The organism is Halobacterium sp. CBA1126, assembly GCF_009741975.1.
Lineage (GTDB): Archaea > Halobacteriota > Halobacteria > Halobacteriales > Halobacteriaceae > Halobacterium.
The window spans coordinates 1-16,149 of the sequence record NZ_WPCF01000057.1; the positions used below are offsets into that span (position 1 = coordinate 1).

The following is a 16,149-nucleotide window of genomic DNA, read 5'->3' on the forward strand; positions in this document are numbered from 1 at the left end:
GGGGACGTCGCTCCCGACGACCTCGCGGTGAAACGCCGCGTCTCGAAGCCCCGCGGGGAGTACAGCCGGGAGACGCGCGCCGTAGCGGCGCGGCGCCGGTACGACGCCCACGGCGTCGACCGCCACCCCGGCCAGAGCGTCGAGTTCGTCGTGGTGGACGACGACGCCGACAGCCGGCGGCGGGTCCGCCTGCCGTTCGAGGACGGCGCCGGCGACTACGACGCCGATCACTACGCCGAGCGGCTGGTGCGCGCCGCCGAGACCGTCGTCTCGCCGTTCGGGTGGACGCGGTCGAGAATCGAGCGCGCGCTCCGGTCGACGCGGGACGCCAGCCTGTCGTCGTTCTGACTACGTGTCCGCCAGCGACGTGACGGCTTCGACGCTGTCCGCGTCGTCGCCGAGCCACTCCTCGGCCCACTCCTCGATGGCGTCGAAGACCGGGAACAGCGACTCGCCTTTCGCGGTCAGCGAGTAGTACGTCGCGACGGGGGACTCCTCCTCGAGGCGGCGGTTCACGAACCCCATCTCCTGGAGGTCGTCGAGCACGCGGGAGAGCGTCCGGGAGCTCGCGTCCGTCGAGCGCTTCAGCTCGTTGAACCGCTTCTCGCCCTCCTGGAGGTCGTGGAGCACGATGAGCCGCCACTGGGAGCCGATCTGCTCCAGCGAGTCGATGACGCTGCAGGCTTCCTCGCTGTATCGCTCGTCTGCCATGCCCCACCGTACGCGGCGGGCACCCATAGTGGTTCCGACCGGAATCAGGTGTCGGAGTGACACTGCCGGGGTGACGCCGCCGTCACCGGCTGGCCCCGAGGTTAGCTGAACGGTTTACGTGTGGGCGCCCTACCGGGTGGCATGAGCGACGCCGACCCCCACGCCGGACAGCCGGTCGAACACCGCGGCCCCGACCTCGCGGACGCCGAGCGCGCCGTGATTCTGCTGCACGGCCGCGGCGCCCGCGCGGACGGCATGCTCGGGTTCGCCGACGACCTCCCGAGCGAGGGCACCGCGTTCGTCGCGCCGCAGGCCGCCCGCGCGACGTGGTACCCGAAGAGCTTCCTCGAACCCACCGAGGAGAACGAGCCGTGGTTCAGCTCCGCGCTCGGGCTCGTGAACGACGTCTTCGCGGACGTCACCGAGCACGTGCCCGCCGACCGCGTCGCCCTGCTGGGCTTCTCGCAGGGCGCGTGTCTCGGCAGCGAGTTCCTCGCGCGCAACCCCCGCGAGTACGGCGGGTTCGTCGCGTTCTCCGGCGGCCTCCACGGCCCCGAGGGGACCACCTACGACTACGACGGCGACCTCGAGGGCACCCCGGTCTTCCTCGGCTGCAGCGACCGCGACCCCCACATCCCCGAGGAGCGCGTCCACGCGACCCGCGACGCCTTCGAGGCGATGCACGCCGACGTCACCGAGCGCATCTACGAGGGCATGGGCCACACCGTCAATCAGGACGAGCTCGACCACGCCGGCGACATCCTCGGCGGCCTGTAGCCGCGACCTGTACGTTTACCCGCGGGCGTCGCGTACGAGCACCCATGAGCGACGCCAGCGACGGGACGGACGCCGAGACCGCGGACCTCCCCGAGACCGAGGCGGAGTGGCGCGAACGGCTCACCGACGAGGAGTACGAGGTTCTCCGCGAGGCGGGCACGGAGTCGCCGTACTCCGGCGAGCACGTCGACCGCGACGAGGACGGCACGTACCGCTGCGCGGGCTGCGGCGCGGTGCTGTTCGACGCGGACACGAAGTTCGACGCCCACTGCGGGTGGCCGAGCTTCTGGGACGCCGCCGACGGCGACGCCGTCGAGCGCCGGCCCGACCACAGCCTCGGGATGGAGCGCACCGAGGTCGTCTGTGCGACCTGCGGCGGCCACCTCGGCCACGTCTTCGACGACGGCCCGGACCCCACTGGAGAACGGTTCTGCATCAACTCCGCCGCGCTGGACTTCGACCCCGACGCCTAGAAGCAGAAGGAGAACGGGTACGTGAGCGCGACGCGGTCGCCGTCCTCCAGTTCCGTGGCGAACCCGTCGAGGAGTTCGTTGAACCGGCCGTTCACGAGCACGCGAGCGTACGCCCGAGTGCGTTCGCCCTCGGGGTTGCGCTCCCAGCGGCCGGGCGGGTCGCCGGGGTAGTTCGCCCACGTCGCCGCGGTCTCCTCCTCCTCGCTCTCCGCGAGCAGCATCTCCTCGCAGCCGTACTCCTCGAAGAACGCGTCGAGGAACTCGCCGAGCGTGTCGCCCTCGAACGTGAACTCGAAGGTGTGCTCGCCGAGCTCGCGGCGGACGTGCCCCGTCGCACCGACCTCCACGGTGGTCGTGGTGCGCTGGCCGTCGGCGGCGTCCTCGCGGTTCGTGACGCTCATACCGGAGCCTAGGCGGTCGAGCCGAAAAGCCCAGTTCCGAACGTGTTCGGGTTGCCGGGCGGGAAACGCCTATGCGGGTCGCGGCGAACCGTCGTACCGATGGACGACGACCGCCGGTTCGCGCTCGAATCGCGGCTCACCAACCACGGCTGTTACCTCCGCGAACTCGCGGAAGACGACGACGCCTACCGGCTCACCTACCAGTCCGCGGCGGCGGACGCGAACGGCGAGATCCCCCACCAGCAGGTGGGCGATGTCGTCAACGACTTCCGGGAACTGTTCGACGAGGAGGGGTGGCCCGTGCGCAGCGTGGAGGCGACGGTCACGGACCTCGACGACGAGCCGCTCGGGAGCTGGCGCGCGGAAGCAGCGTGGTTCGAGGCGCTGGCGGCCGGCGACCTCACGGAAGTCGAGTTCTCCCAGCGGCTCCTCGAGGGCCTCGAGACCGTCGACGATTAGCCGCCCGCGCGCATCGCCTTCCGCGAGAAGTCCGCCACGAGCTCCTCGAAGGCGTCCTCGCCGAACGACGCCTCGGCCTCGAAGGCGACCGTGACCTCCGTGAGTTCGAGGCTCGGCCCGATTTCGACTTTCTCCGCGGACAGCTCCGCGCGCCAGCCGTCGCCCTCGACGGTCTCGTCGTCGACCGCGGTGCCGCCGAGGGTCTCGAGGTAGTTGCGCGCGAGCCGCACCGAGATGCCGCGGAACTCCTTCTCGCGTCTCATCGCCGGCCGCCCGCGACCGGCGGGAAGATGCTCAGCTGGTCGCCGTCCTCCAGTTCCGTCGCCATGCCGTCGAGGTGGAGGACCTCCCTCCCGCTCTTCAGGACGTTGATGTGCGGGCGGAGGCCGTCGTTCTCCACGAGCTGGCCCTCCAGTTCCTCGTACTCGGCTTCGAGCTCGCGGAGCACCTCGCCGACGGTCGTCCCCTCGTCGTACTCGCGCTCGAGGACCTTCTGGCCGACCGCCTGCCGGAACGTCGCGAAGAAGCGCAGTTCGACGTTCATCTGCCCCCGAACCGGATGCCGTCCTCGACGAGGCGCTGGTTGCGCTCGCGGTCCAGCGCGGCGCCGAGCTCCTCGTGGTCGTACAGCTGGGCGACCAGCTCCGCGTAGAGGTTCCGCCACGCGATGGCGTAGATGGGCGACTGTCCCCACGCCCGCAGCTCGGGGACGAACTCGTCGAAGCGCTCCAGCCGGGACTCGAGCCGTTCGACGGCGTCGACGACGTACGACACCGCGTCCTCGTCGGAGTCGGCGGCGTCGACGGCGTCGTTGATGCGGCGCTCCCAGCCGGCGACGGCCTGCTGCATGTCCTTGGCCGTGTCCTCGCTGTCGGCGGGGAGCGAGTCGAGAATCGGTTCCGGGACGCCGAGTGACACCGTCTCCATGCGAAAGTGTGGCGCGCCGACGAGCATAAATCTCCCGCCGAGCCCCCGCGCCGGCCGGTAGTTCGGCCCGGGAACGGCGGCCGGCCGCGCCCGGCAAATGTAACCGGTACCGTTCACGCGAGCGTGGGAATCTCTATCGGGCCAGCGCACGTATGTAACGAAAGAGCATCAACTATGACTGACCTAGGAGGCTTCCGAGACAACGTCGCCCGCGTGGACCTCGGCGCCGGCGACGTCGAGTACGAGAGCATCGACGACGAGGACGCGCGCAAGTACATCGGCGCGCGCGGCCTCGGCGTGAAGTACGTCTTCGAGAACGGCCCCGACGTCGAGCCGCTCTCCGAGGAGAACCTGCTGGCGTTCATGACGGGGCCGCTGACGGGGACCCAGACGCCGATGAGCGGCCGCATCGCCGTCGTCACCAAGTCCCCGCTGACGGACACCGTCACGGACTCCCACCACGGCGGGTGGAGCGGCGCGCGCCTCAAGTGGGCGGGCTTCGACGGCCTCCTCTTCGAGGGGAAGGCCGACGACCCCGTCTACGCCGTCGTCGAGGACGGCGAACTCGAGTTGCGCGACGCCGGCCACCTCTGGGGGAGCGGCGTCCACGACACCATCGACGCGCTCGAGGAGGAAGTCGACGGCGAGTACGGGAAGAACCTCTCCGCGATGGCCATCGGGCCGGGCGGCGAGAACGAGGTCCGGTTCGGCTGCATCCTCAACGAGGACGACCGCGCCTCGGGCCGCGGCGGCACGGGCGCCGTCATGGGGTCGAAGAACCTCAAGGCGGTCGTCGTCAAGGCCGGCACGGACATGCCGAAGCCCGCCGACCGCGAGACGTTCATGGACGGCCACAAGGCCGCGATGCAGGCGATTCAGGAGTCCGACGTCACCGCGCCCAACGAGGGCGGGCTCTCCGTCTACGGGACGAACGTCCTGATGAACCTCACCGAGGAGATGGAGGGGCTCCCGACGCGGAACGGCCGGTTCACGTCCACGACCACCGAGGCCGAGGCCGAGCCCGACGAGCCGAACATCGACTCGGAGAACGTCTCCGGGGAGAACGTCGAGGAGAACATCCTCGTCGACGACCCCACGTGTCACTCCTGCCCGGTCGCCTGCAAGAAGGAGGTGGAGGTCGACGTCCACCACAAGGGCGAGGACCTCAACGTCCGCATGGAGTCCTACGAGTACGAGTCCGCGTGGGCGCTCGGCCCGAACTCCATGAACGACGACCGCGACAAGACCGCGCTGCTGATGGACCGCTGCAACGACTACGGCATCGACACCATCGACAGCGGGAACATGCTCGCGTTCGCGATGGAGGCCGCCGAGAAGGAGTACCTCGAGGAGTTCGACGAGACCCTCGACTGGGGCGACGTCGACGCGATGGTCGAGATGCTCGGGAAGATCGCCCACCGCGAGACCGACCTCGCGGACGTGCTCGCGGAGGGGCAGAAGCGCGCCGCGGAGACGCTGGACGCCCACGACTGCCGCCTCGACGTGAAGGGGCAGTCCATCGCCGCCTACGACCCCCGCGGCCTGAAGGGGATGGGCATCGGGTACGCGACCTCGAACCGGGGCGGCTGCCACCTCCGCGGGTACACGCCCGCCGCCGAGATTCTCGGCATCCCGGAGAAGGTCGACCCCACCGACTGGGAGGGGAAGGGCGAACTCACCGCCACCTTCCAGGACCTCCACGCTATCTCGGACTCCTTCGACATCTGCAAGTTCAACGCGTTCGCGGAGGGCGTCGAGGAGTACATCGACCAGTACAACGGCATGACCGGCCGCAGCGTCGGCGAGGAGGAGCTGCTGGAAGCCGGCGAGCGCATCTACAACCTCGAGCGCTACTACAACAACCTCGCGGGCTTCGACGGCGACGACGACACCCTCCCGGACCGCTTCGTGAAGGGCGCCGAGGACGCGGTGCCCGCGGGCGGCGGCATCGAGGGCGAGCTCTGCGAGCTCGACGCGATGAAAGACGAGTACTACGAGCACCGCGGCTGGGTCGACGGCGTCGTCCCCGACGAGAAACTCGACGACCTCTCCATCGACCTCGGCCCCGGCACGGGCGTCTCCGCGAGCGGCGCGGCGTCCGCGGACGACTAAGCGGTCCCCACCACACGTTCCACGTTCTTTTGCTGACGAGCCTGGTAGCGTGAGTAACGCCGATTCGAGAACCGGCAGCCGCCTGGCGGATTGAAAGGGCGAGGCCGGGTACGCGAAGGCCGGCGACATAAGCACCGCAGGCCGGAGGCCGAGGAGCGCAGGGAGCCGCGCGAGTCACGCGAGCACCGCGAGCGTGACAACGGAAGTCGCAGCCCGCGAACGAAGTGAGCGGGAACGTCTTCCGGCAGCGTAGCCGACCGAGGGCTTTCAGGTGGACAAGTACCAGCCGAACCAATCGCAAACTCCGACACCTAGACCCGAAACCCGTTTTTCCGCGCGCGCCCTACCCGGGTGCAGTGACTGACATCTCCAAGGAGGCGTTCCACGACGCCCTCGAAGCCGCGGGCCGGCCGGTGGCGACCGCGGCGCAGGTCGCCCGGGAGCTCGGCTGCACGCAGGCGGAGGCCGCGGACGCGCTCGCCGAGTTAGCGGAGTCGGGGGACGTCGAGCGCGCGGACGTGGAGAACGACCCCGTGGTGTGGTACCCCCGCGACTGGCTGGAGCTGACGGACCGCGAGCGGGTCGTGGTGTTCCCGGACCGCCGGGAGCTCGTCGTCGACCAGCCCGCGCAGTTCACGCGCGCCCAGCTGTCGCGGTTCGCGCACCTCGCGGACACCACGCGCACGGGCAGCTACCGGTACGTCGTCCGCGAGGAGGACGTGTGGGCGGCGCCGTTCGACAGCCTCGACGACCTGCTGGCGGCGATGGACGAGGTGCTGCCGCGGGACTGCCCCGGCCTGACGGACTGGGTCGAGGAGCAGTGGACGCGCGCGACGCGGTTCCGGCTCACGACCCACGAGGACGGCTACGTCGTGCTCGAGGCGAAGACCGAGAGCCTCATGGGGAACGTCGCGGACCAGCACCTCGCCGACGACGTGATTCGCGCGCCCATCTCGGACACGGAGGCGTGGGTCGCCGAGGAGAAGGTCGCGGAGCTGAAGCGCACGCTGTACGAGGCCGGCTACCCGGTGCAGGACGAGCGCGACCTCGAGTCCGGGGAGCCGCTCGACGTCGACCTCGACCTCGAGCTGCGGGACTACCAGCGGGACTGGGTGGAGCGCTTCGTCGACGCGAGCTCCGGCGTGCTCGTCGGGCCGCCGGGCTCGGGGAAGACCGTCGCCGCGATGGGCGTCCTCGAAGCCGTCGGCGGCGAGACCCTGATTCTGGTGCCGAGCCGCGAGCTCGCCGCGCAGTGGCGCGAGGAGCTGCTCGAGCACACGAGCCTCGAGCGCGACCAGGTCGGCGAGTACCACGGCGGCGAGAAGAACGTGCGCCCCGTCACAATCGCCACCTACCAGACGGCGGGGATGGACCGCCACCGCCACGTCTTCGACGACCGCGAGTGGGGGCTGGTCGTCTACGACGAGGTCCACCACATCCCCGCGGAGGTCGCGCGGCGCTCGGCGGACCTCCAGAGCAAGCACCGCCTCGGGCTCACCGCGACGCCCGTCCGCGAGGACGACAAGGAGGAGGACATCTACACGCTCGTCGGGCCGCCCATCGGCACGGACTGGGACGCGCTCTTCGAGGCGGGGTACGTCGCCGAGCCCACCGTCGAGATCCGGTATGTGCCGTGGCGCGACGACGACGCTCGCCACGAGTACGCGGCCGCGAGCGGGCACACGCGCCGCCGGCTCGCCGCCGAGAACCCCGCGAAAGACGAGGAAGTCCGGCACCTGCTCCGCCAGCACGCCGACAAGCAGGCGCTCGTGTTCGTCGACTACCTCGAACAGGGCGAGCGCATCGCGGAGGCAATCGACGCGCCGTTCGTCAGCGGGGAGACGCGCCACGTCGAACGCGAGGCGCTGTTCGACCAGTTCCGCACGGGCGCCCTCGACGCGCTCGTCGTCTCCCGCATCGGCGACGAGGGCATCGACCTGCCGGACGCCGAACTCGCAGTCGTCGCCTCCGGGCTGGGCGGCAGCCGCCGGCAGGGCGCCCAGCGCGCCGGCCGGACGATGCGCCCGGGCGGCCAGTCGCTGCTGTTCGTGCTGGCGACCCGCGGCACCGAGGAGGAGGACGACGCGCGCAGCCGGATGCGCCACCTCGCCGCGAAGGGCGTCCGCGTCACGGAGTCCGGCAGCGAGCAGGCGTGACCGGACTGCTCCAACCCCGGCCATTAAGCCAGCGGGGGGCCCACTCCCGACGATGACCGAGTTCCCGTTCACGACCACCGTCGACGTGCGCTACCAGGACCACGACGCCATCGGGCACGTGAACAACGCCGTCTACGTCACGTACCTCGAGGAAGCCCGGGTCGCGTACCTCGCGGAGTACGCGGGCCTCTCGATGGAGACGCTCTCGATGGTCGTCGCGCACCTCGACGTCGACTTCCGCGAACCCGTCCAGCACGCCGACTCCGTCGAGGTCGCGGTCGACGTCACGGACGTCGGCGGCTCGAGTTTCACGATGGCGTACGAGGTTCGCCACCAGGGCAGCGTCGCCGTGGAGGCCGAGTCCGTGCAGGTCACCGTCGACGCCGACACCGGCGAGAGCCACCCGGTCCCGAAGGCGTGGCGGCAGGCGTTCGACGACGCGTAGCTACGCCGGTCCGGTCGCCGGGAACGCCTCGAGGCGGGCGAGAATCGTGTCGACGATGTCGCTATCGAACGTCCAGAAGCCGTAGAACTGGTCGTCGTGGCGCTCCTCCGCGAGCAGCGCGCGCTTGTCCGCGTCGTCGTCGGCGTCCAGTACGACGAACCACGTGTCCGTAATCTCCTCGTCGTCGTAGGCGTGGATAGTGTGGGCGTCCGTCGGCACCGTCCAGTTCGGCCGGCCGTAGATGTGCGTGTCGACGCCAGCGGCCGCGAGGCGCTCGTAGAGCCGGTACTGCGGCCGCAGGTTCGACAACCGCTGGAAGCCCGCGTGCAGCCGCCCGCCGAGGCGGTGGGCGCTGGACTCGATCTCCCGGGACGCGACCACCATCCGGTCGCGGCCGTAGTCCGTGAACACCGACTGGTCGATGTGTTCGAACAGCTCCGGGTACGCTATCTCGCCGGGGTCGGAGGCCTCGATGAGCGGCGAGTCCGGTCGTATCACCCGGTACAGCGACCCCAGCGACGTCGCCGCGAGGTACTCGCTGCCGTCGTGGAGGACGACGAAGTTCCGCGGGTCGCCGTCGTCGGTGGCGGCGCGGCGGAGGTCCACGGACTGCACCTCGAAGTACGACTGGACGTCCCGCAGCACCGACCGGGGGACGTCGGCGTTGTACAGCGTCAGCGTGAGCGCGCGTTCGTCGACGCGGTCGACGATGTCCTGCAGCCGGGGCGCGGCGTCGTCAGCCATCACTCGAGTTGTTCGTGTCACGCACACCCTATAAATTCGTGCCCGGCGCGGGTCACGTCGCGCGGCCGGTCGTCGTGACGGCGATGCCGGCGAGCACGACGAGGCCGCCCGCGACCGTGAACGCCCCCGGGACCTGCCCGAAGACGGCGAGCGCGAGCAGCGTGCTTCCGACCGGTTCGCCGAGCAGGGCGACGCTCACGACGCTGGACTCGACGTGCTTCAGCGCCCAGTTGACGAGCGTGTGGCCGAACAGCCCGGGGCCGACGGCCATCGCGACGAACAGCGCCCACTCGCGGGGCGGGTAGTCGACGAGCGGCAGGCCGAGCGCGACCGCCACCGCGAACAGGACGACCGTGCAGACGCCGTAGACGGCGAACACGTACGGCGCCAGCGAGAGCCGCTGGCGGACCGACCGCCCCGCGAGCACGTACCCCGCGCCCGCGACCGCGCCGACGACCGCGAGCGCGTTCCCGAGGTTCGGCGCCGATCCGACCGCCGTCCCCGCGAGGAAGTCCCCCGCGGACAGCAGGACGGAGCCCGCGATGGCGACGAGGACGCCGCCGGCGATGCGTGCGCCGACGCGCTCGTCCAACAGCAGCCACGCGCCCACCGCGACGAACGCCGGCTGGGTCTGGACGAGCGTCGTCGACGCCGCGATGCTCGTGAACTCGATGGACGCGAACCACGACGCGAAGTGGACCGCCAGCAGCACGCCCGCCGCGATCACCACGAGCCAGTCCGACCCGGCGACGTCGGCGAACTCGCGGCGCTCCCGGAACGCGAACGGCGCGACGAGCGCGGTCGTGAACAACACCCGGTAGCCCGCCTTCGGCACGCGCGGCGCGTCGCTGAGTTCGACGAGGATGGCGCTCGTGCTCACGGCGACGACGGCGACCGCGACGGCGGCCATCGGCGGCACTACGGGGTCGTCGGGACGCACGGCTGGACGTTACCGCCTTCGGGAAAAGAGGTTGCGTTCGCGGCGAGTCGGAAGTGGGTTACTCGGCGTCCGCGCGAGCGACGGCGAGCGCGGGCACGAGCGGCGCCGTCACTCGGCGTCCGCGGGCGTGTCGAAGTCGTGGAAGTGCTCGCCCTCCTCCTTCGAGAGGACGTCGAGGGCGGCGGCCGCGCCGTCGCCAGCGGAGATGACCGCCTGCCACTCCTGGTCGCGCACCATCGCGCCCGTCGCGTACGCGTCGGCGACGCTCGTCTCCATGTCCACGTCCACGTCCACGACGTCGCCGTCGAACGCCGCGCCGAGGTCGTCGGCGAGGTCGCGGTCCGCGCCCGTCGCGAGCACGAGGTAGTCGGCCTCGTACTCGCCGTCCGCGGTCGTCACCGCGAACCCGTCGCCGGACCGGGCGACGCCGGTGACTTCCTCGCCCTGGTGGCGGTCGACGCCGAACTCGTCGACCTGCTCGCGGGCGTCCTCGACGAACTCGGTGCCGTCCTGCGAGTCGATGCCGAGGTAGTTGAACAGGTGGGCCTTGTGCATCCACGTCCCGTCGGTGTCGAAGACCGTCGTCTCGAGGCCGTTCTTCGCCGTGAACAGTGCCGCGCTCAGCCCCGCGGGGCCGCCGCCGACGACGATGACGTCCGTCATGGACGGTAGTTCGGCCGCTCGCCGGTTAAAGCTACGGCCCGTCCAGGATCTCTCGGGTTCTGCGGTGGCGGTACCAGAACATCGGACCGAGGCCGAGCACCGCGAGGTCGTCGCCGACGCCGCCGACCGGCGCGCGGTACTCCACGCGGTCCCGAATCAGCGTCTCGTCGCCGTCCGCGAAAAACGAGTGGGTGTGCTCCCACTCCGGGAACGGCCCCTCCTCCATCTGGTCGACGAAGTACGCGGTGTCGTCGTCCTCCTCGCGGGCGGTGATGCGGGAGACCCAGCGCTGCCGCGGCCCGACGCCGAACGGCTGCACGGACGCGTGGATGCGCGTCCCCTCCGTGAGGACGTGGGTCTCCGGCTCGTCGTCCGGCCGGTCGATCTCCTCGACGCGCAGGTGCAGCCAGTCCGGCGTCAACGACCGCAGACCGTCGATGGTGGAGTGGAACGCCCACACGTCGGCAAGCGGCGCGCGAACCCGCAACTCCCGCTCGAAGGTCGCCATACGAACCGTTCGGGCGGCGCCGGCAAAACTCCAGCGACCGCGACTACTTGAGCCGCTCCTGCAGGAACGAGGGGTGGGCGGCGGTGACGCCGTCGATGCCGAGAATCTCGTCGCTGATGACGTCTCCGAGCGCGTCGCCGTCGGCCGCGCGGACCTCCGCCATCAGCATGTGGTCGCCGCTGGACGTGTACAGCGCGTGAATCGCCTCGAGGTCCTTCAGGTCCCGTGTCGCCTCCACGTACCGCTCGGAGGCGACGTCGATGCCCACGAGCGCGATGGACTGTCCGGAGAGCTTCTTCGGGTCGACGTCCGCCGAGTAGCCGACGATGACGCCCTCGTCTTCGAGCTTGTCGATGTACTTCCGGACCGTCGGCTTCGAGACGTCCGCGCGAGCGGCGATGTCGGCGTACGACGCCTGCGCGTCCTCCTCGAGCGCGGCGAGGATTCGGTCTTCCGTCGATTCGGTGCTCACACCCCTCGTTTTGGTGGCTGTGAAAAAATATCTTCCGAATGAGAAAGTCACGTCGGCCCGGCTGGAACCGTCGTGACCGCGGGCCGAAGCCGTCGGCTGTTCGAACGGACGGCGCGCGAAAGAAAACGGTTCGGCGGGAGTCGACTACTTGTGGCGGTCGATGACGTCGTACGACCGCTCCCAGTCGTAGTCGTCGTCGAAGTACCGCTCGGCGAGCGGCTCGTCGGGCATGTCGCCGCGCTCGCGCTTCTCCGCCTGGTAGGAGTTGCGGTTCTCGTCCTTGTAGTAGCGACCCGTGAGGACGGTGCCCTCGTAGAGGGCGTTCTCCGTCTCGTGCATCAGGTCGGCCGCCTCGCGGCGGTCGGTGACGTCGAAGTCGTAGTCGTCGCTGTCCTGCACGTCGACGTAGGGGACGTACTGCTTGGCGTCCTTGTTCCACGTCGGGCACTGGGTCAGGAAGTCCACGTGGGAGAAGCCGTCGTGCTGGATGGCCTCCACGATGATCTCCTGTGCCTGGTTCGGGTTGACGGCCGCCGTGCGAGCGACGTAGGAGGCGCCCGCGGACAGGCTCATCGAGAGCGGGCGGATCGGGTCTTTCGCCGACCCGTGGGGCTGGGTCTTCGACTTGTGGCCCTTCGGCGACGTCGGCGACGTCTGGCCCTTCGTGAGGCCGAAGACCTCGTTGTTGAACACGATGTAGGTCATGTCGTGGTTCTCCCGGGCGGTGTGCATGAAGTGGTTCCCGCCGATGCCGTAGCCGTCGCCGTCGCCGCCCGCCGCCACGACCTCGAGGTCGTGGTTCGCGAGCTTCGCGGCGCGGGCCACGGGCAGGGAGCGACCGTGAATCGTGTGGAACCCGTAGCTCTCGAAGTAGCTGTTGAGCTTCCCCGAGCAGCCGATGCCCGTACACAGCAGGACCTCCTCGGGGTCCTTGCCGAGTTCCGCCATCGCACCCTTCAGCGCCTTCAGGACGCCGAAGTCGCCGCAGCCGGGACACCACGTGGGCTGCGGCTCGATGCCGGGCGTGAACTCGTCCCGTTCGACCTCTCGTTCCTCGTCGATTGCGCTGAACGCTTTACTCATGGATTAGTCACCTGTCGCAGGTTCGAGGGTAGTCTGGGCGGTCGGTTCCCCGCCGCCGTCCTGTTCGAGCTCGACCGCCTCGACGATCTCCGCGGGCTCGAACGGGTTGCCGTTGTACTTCAGGAGGCTGGAGAGCTTCCCGCCGAAGTCCCCGACCTCCTTCTGGATGAGGCCGCGGAACTGCTTCGTCGAGGACATCTCCACGACGATGGCTTCGTCGACGCTGTCGACGAACTCCCGCACGCGCTCGGCGGGGAACGGCGCGAGGTCGCTGACGCCCAGCGCCTTCACGCTGTTCCCGTCGTCGTTGAGCCGCTGGACGGCCTCCTCGACGGTGCCCTGCTGGCTGCCCCAAGCGATGAGCCCGAAGTCCGCGTCCTCGTCGCCGTAGACGACCTGCTGGTCGCGGTCGTCGAGGTCGTCGCGGACGGCGTCGAGCTTCTGGAGCCGGCGCTCGACCTGCGCGGTCCGGTTGTCGGGGTCCTCGGCGATGTGGCCGGTCGGCCAGTGCTCGTTGCCGGACGCGAGATAGCGGCCGCCGGACTGGCCGGGGATCGAGCGCGGGCTGACGCCGTCCTCGACGCCATCCGTCCGGAAGCGCTCGAACTTCCCGGTCTCGTCGTGGGGCGCCTCCGCGATCTCGTCCTCGGTGAGCGTGCTCCCGAGGTCCGGCGCCGGCTCCCGGTCGAAGAACGACGCGTCGACGTTCCGGTACTCGCCGGAGAGCTTCTGGTCGTAGACGACGATGGACGGGATCTGGTACTCGTAGGCGATCTCGAAGGCCGTCCGCGTCTGCTCGTAACACTCCTTCGGGTCGCTCGGCCCGAAGGCGACGCGGTGGCTGTCGCCCTGACTCGTGTAGAGGATGTGCTCGAGGTCGGCCTGCTCGGGCTTCGTCGGCATCCCCGTGGAGGGGCCCGCGCGCATCGCTTCGAGCAGGACCAGCGGCGTCTCGGTCATCTCGGCGAGACCGAGGGGCTCGCTCATCAGCGCGAAGCCGCCGCCGGAGGACCCGGACATCGCCTTCACGCCGGAGTGGCTGGCGCCGACCGCCATCGCCGCCGCCGCGATCTCGTCCTCGACCTGCTCGGAGATGCCGCCCATGTCCGGCAGGAGGTTCGTCATGATGGTGAAGACGTCCGTCCACGGCGTCATCGGGTAGCCGGAGATGAACCGACAGCCGGCGTCGATGGCCGCGTACGCGATGCCGTGGCTGCCGGAGACGAGGACCTGCTCCTCGTCGTGTTCGCCCTCGGGCACCGTCAGGTCGTGGGACTGCTCCATGTCGTTGACCTGCTCGTAGGCGTCGTGGAGGACCTCGAGGTTCTGCTCGAGGATCTCCCCGCCCATCGCGTCGGACATGAGGTCCTCGATGTGGTCGAGTTCCATGTCGACGAGCGCGGCCGTCGCGCCGACGCCCGCGGTGTTCCGCATGACCTCGCGGCCGTGCTCTTTCGCGAGGCTACGGAGGTCCAGCGGGTAGACGTGCCAGTCGTTCTCCTCGGCGCGCTCCTCGAAGTTCGGGACGTCCTCCACGTCGAGGAGCCCCTCGTCGTAGACGATGACGCCGCCTTCCCGGAGGTCGTCGAGATTCTCGGACAGCGGCTTCACTTCCTCGTCGCCGTAGACGGCGTGCTCGCTGGGGTTGCGGGCGAACGAGTCCCCGAGCGCGAGCAGGAAGTTGTAGCCGTCGCCGCGAGACGTTACGTTGCCGTCCCGCGCCCGAATCTCGACGTACGTGTGGCCGCCGCGGATTCGGGACGGGTAGTGTCGGTGCGTGAAGACGTCGAGGCCTGAACGCATCAACGCCTTCGCGAAGTTCTGGCTCGTGGAGTCGATTCCGTCGCCGGAACCCCCCGCCACTCGCCAGATGAGTTCGTCATCAGTCATAGTGTAACCCTCTGGCCCGTGCTCGGACCGTTGGTACAGTGTTGGTCGCACCCACACTAAATCGTTTGCCATCCATTATCATAGAAAGATGATGAAGGTCTGCCTAAGATTGCTGCTTCCCCAGCTTCGAGCTACCAATCAGGGGGACGGCGAATGTCATACTTATCGCATATTTCCTTAGTGAAGCCAACGTTTCCACGCACCTCAGTTGGAGTCCTCGAAATATGGCGTTGGGTAATAGTCACCCAACTTCCATCGTAGATCTCGATATCTGGCCCTTCAGAATAAGATGAGCTACCATATGCAGGCGCCCCTCCTTGGAGAACTATGTGAATACCATTACCACTCGGAGAAATCTCGGAATAGGACTCCGAACCATAGATTATTTGATGGACCTCATCAGTCACTTGCCCCACCTCATTAATACAGTCGTCAATATCAATAAAGCACACCTGGATACTCATTGGTACAAATCCTACACCATCAATTTCCTCTTCCGTCGTCGCCTTCTCAATTGCAGATTCATAATCAAGCCAAATATCCGAATCGTTGTACGGCTTGGCCTGAAACTGCGCTTTGGTATCGTCCCAATCAGTTGGATCTACTGGGACTTTATCGGACCGCAAGGGATGATTCGAATAGGACCAGCAAATCCATTGGTTAACCGTCTTTAATACAGGAAGTAGATCGGATTTCGCCTTGCCTGAGACCAATAATTCCTGCATCAGTACTGGCTTCCGCTTGTTTGTACAAATGAATCAATTGTAGGTAAAAGTATTTATCCTGGGGAATTATTAGGGCATCTGTGGATTCCAATTCGGGTAGTGAAGACGCTGTCCCGGACCAAGATGTACTCAAAAGCCGTGCGGCAGAGAAGATGCACGGCATTATATATACGTATAAGACACATTACAAGATGGGTGAAGTGTATGAAAAAGTTGACCGAGTGATAGATTACTCAGTTGCTCTCCTTACTGGTTTACTAGCTGTTCTATTGGTATGGGGGGCTGGAAAAAATGAACACTTGATAGGAATTGCTATCATTACATCATTACTATCTTGGGCCAGTTCGGTTGCGAATTTGGGCGTGAAATCGCAAAAGCACTACGAGGCAGGAGATGGCTATCACAGCCTCTTTGAGGACTTCAGAGACTACGCTAAATTGGAGGTTCCCGCAAACGACCTATCATTATCAACTAAGAAGAAACGGTTTGATGAGCTCACACAACGTAGGCGTGATTTAAAGAAACACACGCCAAGGACTACCAATCTCTGGTTCGGGAAAGTAAAAGAATCAGACGTAATGAGTGATGTAGAAACAGATGAGGAAGAAATGGAAACTCTTCTAGGGGAAATTTCTTCTTGAAACGCTCTTGTGAAGTACATTG

General features: G+C 67.7%; 20 protein-coding genes and 1 pseudogene. 8 read left to right on the forward strand and 13 right to left on the reverse strand.

All coding sequences use genetic code 11. The features are described 5' to 3' along the window. Positions 1-348, forward strand: a pseudogene (locus GJ634_RS15490) (DNA polymerase I); the annotation flags it as partial. Here the strand turns inward: GJ634_RS15490 and GJ634_RS09230 are convergent. Beyond that, positions 349-711 (reverse strand): helix-turn-helix domain-containing protein, encoded by a 363-nt coding sequence (locus GJ634_RS09230; protein WP_157502389.1) that lies wholly within the window; start codon positions 709-711, stop codon positions 349-351. It abuts the pseudogene before it with no gap. A 141-nt stretch (positions 712-852) separates the two neighbouring features. On the opposite strand from GJ634_RS09230, the gene GJ634_RS09235 reads away from it, so the two are divergent. Then, the gene (locus tag GJ634_RS09235; RefSeq protein WP_157502391.1) at positions 853-1,488 is read left to right on the forward strand and encodes an alpha/beta hydrolase; all 636 of its coding nucleotides are present in this window, start codon (positions 853-855) and stop codon (positions 1,486-1,488) included. Positions 1,489-1,532: 44 nt separating this feature from the next. Then, complete coding sequence (msrB, locus tag GJ634_RS09240) at positions 1,533-1,961, forward strand: peptide-methionine (R)-S-oxide reductase MsrB (RefSeq protein ID WP_157502393.1); 429 nt, start codon at positions 1,533-1,535, stop codon at positions 1,959-1,961. Here msrB and GJ634_RS09245 read toward each other — a convergent pair. Next, positions 1,958-2,362, reverse strand: a complete 405-nt coding sequence (locus tag GJ634_RS09245; RefSeq protein WP_157502395.1) for a pterin cluster protein — start codon at positions 2,360-2,362, stop codon at positions 1,958-1,960. The genes msrB and GJ634_RS09245 overlap by 4 nt on opposite strands. Before the next feature lie 99 nt (positions 2,363-2,461). Between GJ634_RS09245 and GJ634_RS09250 the strand changes: the two genes are divergently transcribed. After that, on the forward strand, positions 2,462-2,821 hold the full coding sequence (locus GJ634_RS09250; protein ID WP_157502397.1) for a hypothetical protein: 360 nt from the start codon (positions 2,462-2,464) through the stop codon (positions 2,819-2,821). Here the strand turns inward: GJ634_RS09250 and GJ634_RS09255 are convergent. From GJ634_RS09255 to GJ634_RS09265, 3 genes are read right to left on the reverse strand one after another with little or no spacing between them, the layout of a single operon-like run. Continuing rightward, the gene (locus tag GJ634_RS09255) at positions 2,818-3,084 is read right to left on the reverse strand and encodes a hypothetical protein (RefSeq protein ID WP_157502399.1); all 267 of its coding nucleotides are present in this window, start codon (positions 3,082-3,084) and stop codon (positions 2,818-2,820) included. The genes GJ634_RS09250 and GJ634_RS09255 overlap by 4 nt on opposite strands. After that, positions 3,081-3,365, reverse strand: a complete 285-nt coding sequence (locus tag GJ634_RS09260) for a ubiquitin-like small modifier protein 1 (RefSeq protein WP_157502401.1) — start codon at positions 3,363-3,365, stop codon at positions 3,081-3,083. Before GJ634_RS09260 ends, GJ634_RS09255 begins: the two co-directional genes overlap by 4 nt. Then, complete coding sequence (locus GJ634_RS09265) at positions 3,362-3,748, reverse strand: hypothetical protein (RefSeq protein WP_157502403.1); 387 nt, start codon at positions 3,746-3,748, stop codon at positions 3,362-3,364. The genes GJ634_RS09260 and GJ634_RS09265 overlap by 4 nt, the downstream gene beginning before the upstream one ends. Positions 3,749-3,922: 174 nt before the next feature. Between GJ634_RS09265 and GJ634_RS09270 the strand changes: the two genes are divergently transcribed. The 3 genes from GJ634_RS09270 (at position 3,923) to GJ634_RS09280 (ending at position 8,461) form a co-directional block, all read left to right on the forward strand. Beyond that, the gene (locus GJ634_RS09270; protein WP_157502405.1) at positions 3,923-5,860 is read left to right on the forward strand and encodes an aldehyde ferredoxin oxidoreductase family protein; all 1,938 of its coding nucleotides are present in this window, start codon (positions 3,923-3,925) and stop codon (positions 5,858-5,860) included. 356 nt (positions 5,861-6,216) lie between these two features. Beyond that, positions 6,217-8,016: a DEAD/DEAH box helicase gene (locus GJ634_RS09275; RefSeq protein WP_331714082.1), complete on the forward strand. Its 1,800-nt coding sequence runs from the start codon at positions 6,217-6,219 to the stop codon at positions 8,014-8,016. Between the two features lie 52 nt (positions 8,017-8,068). Continuing rightward, positions 8,069-8,461 carry a thioesterase family protein gene (locus GJ634_RS09280; RefSeq protein WP_157502407.1) on the forward strand — a complete coding sequence of 131 codons (393 nt, stop codon included), beginning with the start codon at positions 8,069-8,071 and terminating at the stop codon, positions 8,459-8,461. On the opposite strand, the gene GJ634_RS09285 is transcribed toward GJ634_RS09280, so the two are convergent. The 8 genes from GJ634_RS09285 to GJ634_RS09320 form a co-directional block, all read right to left on the reverse strand. Continuing rightward, positions 8,462-9,205 carry a DICT sensory domain-containing protein gene (locus GJ634_RS09285; RefSeq protein ID WP_157502409.1) on the reverse strand — a complete coding sequence of 248 codons (744 nt, stop codon included), beginning with the start codon at positions 9,203-9,205 and terminating at the stop codon, positions 8,462-8,464. 52 nt (positions 9,206-9,257) lie between these two features. Beyond that, positions 9,258-10,115, reverse strand: coding sequence for a DMT family transporter (locus GJ634_RS09290; RefSeq protein ID WP_157502423.1), 858 nt, complete (start codon positions 10,113-10,115; stop codon positions 9,258-9,260). A 138-nt stretch (positions 10,116-10,253) separates the two neighbouring features. Beyond that, positions 10,254-10,808 carry an NAD(P)/FAD-dependent oxidoreductase gene (locus GJ634_RS09295; protein WP_157502411.1) on the reverse strand — a complete coding sequence of 185 codons (555 nt, stop codon included), beginning with the start codon at positions 10,806-10,808 and terminating at the stop codon, positions 10,254-10,256. A 31-nt stretch (positions 10,809-10,839) separates the two neighbouring features. Beyond that, the gene (locus GJ634_RS09300; protein ID WP_157502412.1) at positions 10,840-11,316 is read right to left on the reverse strand and encodes an SRPBCC family protein; all 477 of its coding nucleotides are present in this window, start codon (positions 11,314-11,316) and stop codon (positions 10,840-10,842) included. Between the two features lie 43 nt (positions 11,317-11,359). Beyond that, positions 11,360-11,788: an HTH-type transcriptional regulator LrpA1 gene (lrpA1, locus tag GJ634_RS09305; protein WP_331714083.1), complete on the reverse strand. Its 429-nt coding sequence runs from the start codon at positions 11,786-11,788 to the stop codon at positions 11,360-11,362. Between the two features lie 144 nt (positions 11,789-11,932). Beyond that, on the reverse strand, positions 11,933-12,871 hold the full coding sequence (locus tag GJ634_RS09310; RefSeq protein WP_157502413.1) for a thiamine pyrophosphate-dependent enzyme: 939 nt from the start codon (positions 12,869-12,871) through the stop codon (positions 11,933-11,935). 3 nt (positions 12,872-12,874) lie between these two features. Next, positions 12,875-14,761: a 2-oxoacid:acceptor oxidoreductase subunit alpha gene (locus tag GJ634_RS09315; protein ID WP_157502415.1), complete on the reverse strand. Its 1,887-nt coding sequence runs from the start codon at positions 14,759-14,761 to the stop codon at positions 12,875-12,877. Between the two features lie 131 nt (positions 14,762-14,892). Next, positions 14,893-15,486 carry a hypothetical protein gene (locus tag GJ634_RS09320; RefSeq protein WP_157502417.1) on the reverse strand — a complete coding sequence of 198 codons (594 nt, stop codon included), beginning with the start codon at positions 15,484-15,486 and terminating at the stop codon, positions 14,893-14,895. Between the two features lie 80 nt (positions 15,487-15,566). Here GJ634_RS09320 and GJ634_RS09325 point away from each other — a divergent pair, with 80 nt between their 5' ends. Beyond that, entirely contained in the window at positions 15,567-16,127 is a 561-nt protein-coding gene (locus GJ634_RS09325; protein WP_157502419.1) for an SLATT domain-containing protein, read from the forward strand. The last annotated feature ends 22 nt before the right edge of the window (positions 16,128-16,149 follow it).

Coding starts and splice junctions, on each gene's coding strand:
- GJ634_RS09265 (WP_157502403.1), bottom strand. CDS start 3,748: ATGGAGACGGTGTCACTCGGCGTCCCGGAACCGATTCTCGACTCGCTC.
- GJ634_RS09285 (WP_157502409.1), bottom strand. CDS start 9,205: ATGGCTGACGACGCCGCGCCCCGGCTGCAGGACATCGTCGACCGCGTC.
- GJ634_RS09230 (WP_157502389.1), bottom strand. CDS start 711: ATGGCAGACGAGCGATACAGCGAGGAAGCCTGCAGCGTCATCGACTCG.
- GJ634_RS09280 (WP_157502407.1), top strand. CDS start 8,069: ATGACCGAGTTCCCGTTCACGACCACCGTCGACGTGCGCTACCAGGAC.
- GJ634_RS09310 (WP_157502413.1), bottom strand. CDS start 12,871: ATGAGTAAAGCGTTCAGCGCAATCGACGAGGAACGAGAGGTCGAACGG.
- GJ634_RS09235 (WP_157502391.1), top strand. CDS start 853: ATGAGCGACGCCGACCCCCACGCCGGACAGCCGGTCGAACACCGCGGC.
- GJ634_RS09260 (WP_157502401.1), bottom strand. CDS start 3,365: ATGAACGTCGAACTGCGCTTCTTCGCGACGTTCCGGCAGGCGGTCGGC.
- GJ634_RS09245 (WP_157502395.1), bottom strand. CDS start 2,362: ATGAGCGTCACGAACCGCGAGGACGCCGCCGACGGCCAGCGCACCACG.
- msrB (WP_157502393.1), top strand. CDS start 1,533: ATGAGCGACGCCAGCGACGGGACGGACGCCGAGACCGCGGACCTCCCC.
- GJ634_RS09290 (WP_157502423.1), bottom strand. CDS start 10,115: ATGGCCGCCGTCGCGGTCGCCGTCGTCGCCGTGAGCACGAGCGCCATC.
- GJ634_RS09270 (WP_157502405.1), top strand. CDS start 3,923: ATGACTGACCTAGGAGGCTTCCGAGACAACGTCGCCCGCGTGGACCTC.
- GJ634_RS09320 (WP_157502417.1), bottom strand. CDS start 15,486: ATGCAGGAATTATTGGTCTCAGGCAAGGCGAAATCCGATCTACTTCCT.
- GJ634_RS09315 (WP_157502415.1), bottom strand. CDS start 14,761: ATGACTGATGACGAACTCATCTGGCGAGTGGCGGGGGGTTCCGGCGAC.
- GJ634_RS09255 (WP_157502399.1), bottom strand. CDS start 3,084: ATGAGACGCGAGAAGGAGTTCCGCGGCATCTCGGTGCGGCTCGCGCGC.
- GJ634_RS09300 (WP_157502412.1), bottom strand. CDS start 11,316: ATGGCGACCTTCGAGCGGGAGTTGCGGGTTCGCGCGCCGCTTGCCGAC.
- GJ634_RS09250 (WP_157502397.1), top strand. CDS start 2,462: ATGGACGACGACCGCCGGTTCGCGCTCGAATCGCGGCTCACCAACCAC.
- GJ634_RS09295 (WP_157502411.1), bottom strand. CDS start 10,808: ATGACGGACGTCATCGTCGTCGGCGGCGGCCCCGCGGGGCTGAGCGCG.